Raw genomic sequence first — 5869 nt, forward strand, 5'->3', positions numbered from 1 at the left:
AGCTGATGAAAAATACAGGCAAGATCATGGCGTTTGATATCCATGGTCATAAGCTTCCTAAGATAGAAGAAAATGCCGCTCGTCTGGGTATCTCTATCATTGAAACGCAAGAGAAGGATGCACTTACTCTTCCGGGAGAATGGAAGAGCAAAGCCGACTGTGTGCTTGTCGATGCACCGTGTTCGGGACTCGGTGTACTTCGCCGCAAACCCGATTCGCGTTGGCGCAAGTCAGAAGAACTGCTAACAGAGCTTCCCAAACTTCAGTTAGCGATCTTAGAGCATGCATCCGAATGTGTCAAAGACGGTGGTACGCTCGTGTACAGCACGTGTACGATCGAACCGGAAGAAAATCAGATGGTTGTAGAAGCATTCCTTATGAAGCATACGGAATTTGTTTTGGAAACGATTCCGTGCAAAAAACAAAGTGATACGAAATGGATACAGTTCTTACCGCATATCGACCATACAGACGGATTTTTCTTAGCACGTATGCGTAAGAAAACGGAGGCAATATGAAAACGAACTTATTCGGATTGTTCCAAGAAGAAATCGCGGAACAGATTCGTGAACATAAATTAGAAAAATATCGTGCCAAACAGATCGCGGAATGGATGTATCGTCATCATGCGTCTTCGTTCAGCGAAATAACAACGCTGTCTAAAAAGATGCAGGCAGTTCTTGAGGATCATTTCGTTATAGAACGTGTTTCTTGTGTGCGCCAAAAAGTATCGGCAGACAACAAGACGATCAAATTCTTATTCTCGTTTGCTGACGGTGAAACGGCAGAAACTGTCTTGATGCGTCAACCGTACGGCAATAGCGTATGCTTATCAACACAAGTGGGTTGTGCAATGGGATGTCTTTTCTGTGCCTCAACGCTTGCAGGTCTTAAACGCAATCTGACAGCAGGAGAAATACTATCGCAGCTTCTTTTTGTTCAGAAGATGCTTGGCGAAGAAGGACAGCACGTTACGAGCATCGTATTGATGGGATCGGGCGAACCGCTCGTCAATTACGATAATGTCGTACGCTTTTTGCGCCTTTGTCATGAGCCGTATACGATGGGGCTCAGTTACCGCAGTATGACGCTATCTACTTGCGGTATCGTACCGTCGATCTATCGTTTGGCAGAAGAGGGGTTGCCGATCACATTGTCGATCTCGCTCCATGCACCGAACGATGAGATACGTTCGGAGATCATGCCGATCAATCGTAAATACGGTATTGATGAGGTACTTCGAGCAAGTGAAGCATATTATGAAAAGACAGGCAGACGCATCACGTATGAATATACGCTCATTGACGGCAAGAATGATATGACGTCTTGTGCCGATGAGCTTGTCAGACGCCTTCGCGGTCAGAATGCAAATGTCAATTTGATCCCTGTTAATCCCGTCCCTGAAAGAGGTCTTAACAGACCGTCCCTTGCCAAAATCAATCAATTCTGTTCATATCTGCAAAATCATAAAATACAGACTACAATTCGTAAAGAGATGGGAACAGATATTAACGCGGCTTGCGGACAGTTGCGCAACCAATATCTCAAACAGAAAAAGTAGTTGTTTTTGAGTAAATATGTACTTTATAATAAAATAAATTCATGGCATGAGGTGACAATATGGCTTTGAAGCAGACCGTCAATACAATAATTGAAAAATGCAAAGAACATCTTTGCAACAAACCGATTCCGCAAGGATTTTTTCCGTCAGAGATCGTAGCGCAGTTGCTCCTCGAAGCAGAACAGTCTAAAGTTACGACCGTAAACGGAATACTTGTGCCGAATCAATATACGTTTGCTGTTACCGAGGCGGAATATCGAACGATTGTTGATATTGCAGCTCCGCTGCAAGCCAGAGTGCTTGTCTGTCTTGCGGAAGAGCTGGAGAAACTTCGTTATCGTACACAAGGTACGTTATCGTTTCAGTTTGTCGTGCGCGATAAAGAGGAAGTGATTTCTGAGGTTTCTTTGCCTGTTAATAATGATGAAAAACAGATCGTAGAAAATGAGTCTAATGACTGTGATTCTACGCGTGTGTTTGATAAAGTTTCAACGATGCAGACCAAAGCTGCCGAAAAACAAGCTGTCATTTGTGTCATTGAAGGTGCGGATATCGGGAAACGTTTTGTATTTGCAGATAATCGCGTAAATATCGGACGTCGTGAAAATAACGATCTCGTATTGACCGATGGCAGTGTTTCTCGTCTTCATGCTTATATTATCAAAGAAGCCGGAAATCATATATTACATGATGCCAGAAGTCTGAACGGAACATATCTTAATGAAGTACAGATCATCAAGCAAGTTCTTCATGCAGGTGATATTATCAAGGTTGGTAATACGGTTATCGAATACGAGTTAATGTGAAAATAACGGCTGATATGAGGTGGATAAAATGTGGTTTTGCGGAAAATCAGATGTTGGTAAAATAAGACAACTAAACGAAGATTTTTATACATTCGATGCCCCTCATTTGGCTATTGTTGCTGATGGAATGGGCGGTCATGCTGCGGGGGAGATCGCAAGCAAGATGGCAACTCGTTCTGTTACGACATTTTTAGATACGCAGGATACGATAGACGAAGATACGCTTCGCCTGTCGATTATTAAGGCAAATGATGTCGTATACCATGCTTCAGAATCAAACAGCGATTACAGCGGTATGGGAACAACGATGATCATTTGCTATGAAAAAGATGACATTATCCACTGGGCACATGTTGGCGACAGTCGATTCTATCTTTATCGTGATGGCAAACTTCATCAGATCACACAAGACCATTCTTTCGTCGGTGAGCTTGAACGCAGCGGACAGATCACCAAAGAAGAAGCTGAAACGCATCCCAAGCGCAATCTTTTAATGCGCGCGATCGGCGCTGATAGTGAAATAGAAGTTGATACGGGTTCGTTCCCGCTTTTTACGGAAGATATTATCCTTCTGTGCAGTGACGGATTGACGAATATGGTTTCGGAAGCTGATATCTGTGCAATGTTGGAGAAAAGTGGTGAAGATATCGAATCTCTGCCTGCAGAACTCATCGACCGTGCCAATGAAAATGGCGGGAATGATAATATTACTGTTTTGTTGGGTAAAAAAGAAAAAGGTAGAAAACAAGATACATAAATAAAGAGAAGGAGGTGGCAAGATGATCAATCGTACATTGACGGACCGTTATACGATAATGGAATCTATCGGTACAGGCGGTATGGCGTACGTATATCGAGCATATGACGAGATACTTGATCGCTCGGTAGCAGTCAAAATGCTCCGTGATGATGTTGTTGTGCATAATGATGATTTCCGTGACTTTATTGCGAGATTTCGTATGGAAGCACAATCTGTTGCAAAATTGTCGCATCCGAACATCGTTACGATGTATGACGTCGGACATGACGGCGATATCGACTATATTGTAATGGAATATGTAGACGGCGAAACGCTGAAAAAGAAGATAGACAGAGATGGTGCGCTCAGCGAAAAAGAAGCTCTGAGGATCGCTCGTGAGATCGCAGAAGCCTTGGAACATGCACATGAAAATCGTCTTGTGCATTGTGACATCAAGCCACACAACATCTTGATCACAAATACAGGTCGTGTTAAGGTAACCGACTTCGGTATTGCACAGGCGGCAACCTCGACAGCCAAACATACAAATGTAGGATTCATCATGGGGTCTGCGCCGTATCTGTCACCGGAACAGGCACGCGGTCAGATGGCCGATGCACGATCCGATCTCTATTCGCTCGGGATCGTGCTCTACGAAATGTTAACAGGTCATGCTCCGTTTAGCGGACAAGACCCTGTTATCGTAGCTATGAAACAGATACAAGAGATCCCGACACCGCCGAGCAGTTGGCAGACTAACATCTCTCCGTTGGCAGAAGCTGTTGTTATGAAAGCGCTTGAAAAATCTCCATCAAATCGTTATCAGACTATGGGTGAAATGATTGTCGACTTAAAAGCCGCAGAAGCACTTCATGCGGAAGATGTTCGCCTGCAATCTGATTCCGAATGTCCAACGATACTGCTGCCTCGCATTACAGACGAGCAATTGGAAGAGAGTGCCCCGACACGTGCCGAAACGAGAAAAGGTAGCCCTAATAGCAGCAATAAAAAGAAATGGGGTATAGCGATCGCTATCGTTTTGATCGCAAGCTTTCTTTTGGGAAGCTTTTTGGCATACGGAAAATTCTGGAGTTCGGAAGATGTCATCGTTCCGAATGTTGTCGGAAAAACGATAGATGATGCCAAACATATTTTAAGTGAAAATAAATTGCGTGTATCCGTCACAGAACAATTCGATGATAATGTCGTAGAAGGAGTTGTCATTTCACAGACACCCGATGCAAACAGCCATGTTAAAGAGGATAGAACAATTACGATCTATGTCAGCAAAGGTGAGGAAGTAGTTGTTGTTCCCGATGTTCGCACGTTGGCACTCCGTGAAGCGGAATTGACGCTGCGCAATGCCGGATTTATCATTGGTCGCATTGAAGAAGTAAACGATAAAACAGTTCCCAATAATACAGTCATCGATCAAAATCCACGTTCTCCTGCACAGATCAAGAAAACACAAAAGATCGATCTTATTGTTTGTCGTATTGAAAAAATGGTCGAATTACCCGATTTCACAGGCAGTCGTTTATCAAGTGTAAAAAAACAGCTTGTTGACTTAAATTTGAAAGAAGGTAAGATCACGGAAGTCGCCGGCACAAAATCGAAAGGCACGATCGTTCGTCAGAGTCCTGAAGCAGGTACGGAAGTGAAAGAAGGCTCTGCCGTTAACTTTACCGTATCGAAAGGTCCGGTAGACAGAAAAGCGGAAACGATCCAGTTCAAAGTTCCGAAAGGTAGTTCGAAACAGTTGGTACAGATCATTGTAACGGACGAATCTGGTCGAGATACTATCTACGAACGAACACATAAGTCGGGAGATCGTATCAATAAACGTGTAGTCGGATATGGAAATGTTCGCGTACAAATCTATGTCGACGGAGCTCTTATACAGGAAGAGTATTTATAAAACAGGGAGGAAACTCATTTGCCACAAGGTGTTGTAATACGTGCGTATAACGGATATCATTATGTACGCACAGATGCGTCGGTATTCGAATGTAAGACGCGAGGCAAAATGAAAAAACAACGAGAAAAAGTATATGTTGGTGATTATGTAGAATTCGAGGACTTAGGACAGGAAAAAGGAATCATTGAAAAGATCCTTCCGCGCAAGACGCTTTTGGAACGTCCGACTATTGCAAATATCAGTCAAGTTTTCTTGATGTTTGCGATAAAAGATCCCGATGTGAATCTGAAACTGTTGAATCGTTTTTTGGTTCTTGCCGAACATTCTGATATCCCCATCGTCATATGCTTGAATAAAGTCGAGCTTGCCGAAAAAGAAGCGAATCGTATTGCTGAAGAATATCGTGCGATCGGATATACCGTACTGCTCTTATCGGCGCACGAAGAACGCAATATCGACATGCTGAAAACTGCACTTGCCGATAAAATCACTGTATTTGCAGGTCCATCGGGTGTTGGCAAATCAAGCCTTCTCAATTTGGTAGAACCGACCTTTAAACTTGCAACAGGTTCTGTCAGCGAAAAGATCGGCCGCGGTAAACATACGACCCGATTTGCACAGCTTTTGCCTCTTAGCGGTGGTGGTTATGTCGTTGATACACCCGGTTTCAGCTATACTGAATTCGAGATGGAGGAAACAGTGCTTGCATCGTGTTTCCCCGAATTCCGTCCATATGAACAATGTCGTTTCTCGCCATGTTTGCATTCTCATGAACCGTCCTGCGGCGTTAAAGAGGCGGTAGAGCGTGGAGATATCAAGCAGCAACGATATCAAAGCTATCTGGA

General features: G+C 43.6%; 6 protein-coding genes. All 6 read left to right on the plus strand.

The genetic code is table 11. The features are described 5' to 3' along the window. The coding region (locus IJN28_02745) for a 16S rRNA (cytosine(967)-C(5))-methyltransferase RsmB (protein ID MBQ6712690.1) at nt 1–518 on the plus strand (518 nt) is incomplete at its 5' end. Further along, nucleotides 515–1561 carry a 23S rRNA (adenine(2503)-C(2))-methyltransferase RlmN gene (rlmN, locus tag IJN28_02750; protein ID MBQ6712691.1) on the plus strand — a complete coding sequence of 349 codons (1047 nt, stop codon included), beginning with the start codon at nt 515–517 and terminating at the stop codon, nt 1559–1561. The genes IJN28_02745 and rlmN, both read left to right, overlap by 4 nt. Before the next feature lie 59 nt (nt 1562–1620). After that, nucleotides 1621–2367, plus strand: coding sequence for a DUF3662 domain-containing protein (locus IJN28_02755; GenBank protein MBQ6712692.1), 747 nt, complete (start codon nt 1621–1623; stop codon nt 2365–2367). A gap of 28 nt (nt 2368–2395) precedes the next feature. Continuing rightward, complete coding sequence (locus tag IJN28_02760; protein ID MBQ6712693.1) at nt 2396–3124, plus strand: Stp1/IreP family PP2C-type Ser/Thr phosphatase; 729 nt, start codon at nt 2396–2398, stop codon at nt 3122–3124. A 22-nt stretch (nt 3125–3146) separates the two neighbouring features. Then, on the plus strand, nt 3147–5024 hold the full coding sequence (gene pknB, locus IJN28_02765) for a Stk1 family PASTA domain-containing Ser/Thr kinase (GenBank protein ID MBQ6712694.1): 1878 nt from the start codon (nt 3147–3149) through the stop codon (nt 5022–5024). Nucleotides 5025–5042: 18 nt separating this feature from the next. Then, on the plus strand, nt 5043–5869 hold an 827-nt coding region (rsgA, locus tag IJN28_02770; protein ID MBQ6712695.1), incomplete at its 3' end, for a ribosome small subunit-dependent GTPase A.

This window comes from Selenomonadales bacterium (assembly GCA_017442105.1).
Classification (GTDB): domain Bacteria; phylum Bacillota; class Negativicutes; order RGIG982; family RGIG982; genus RGIG982.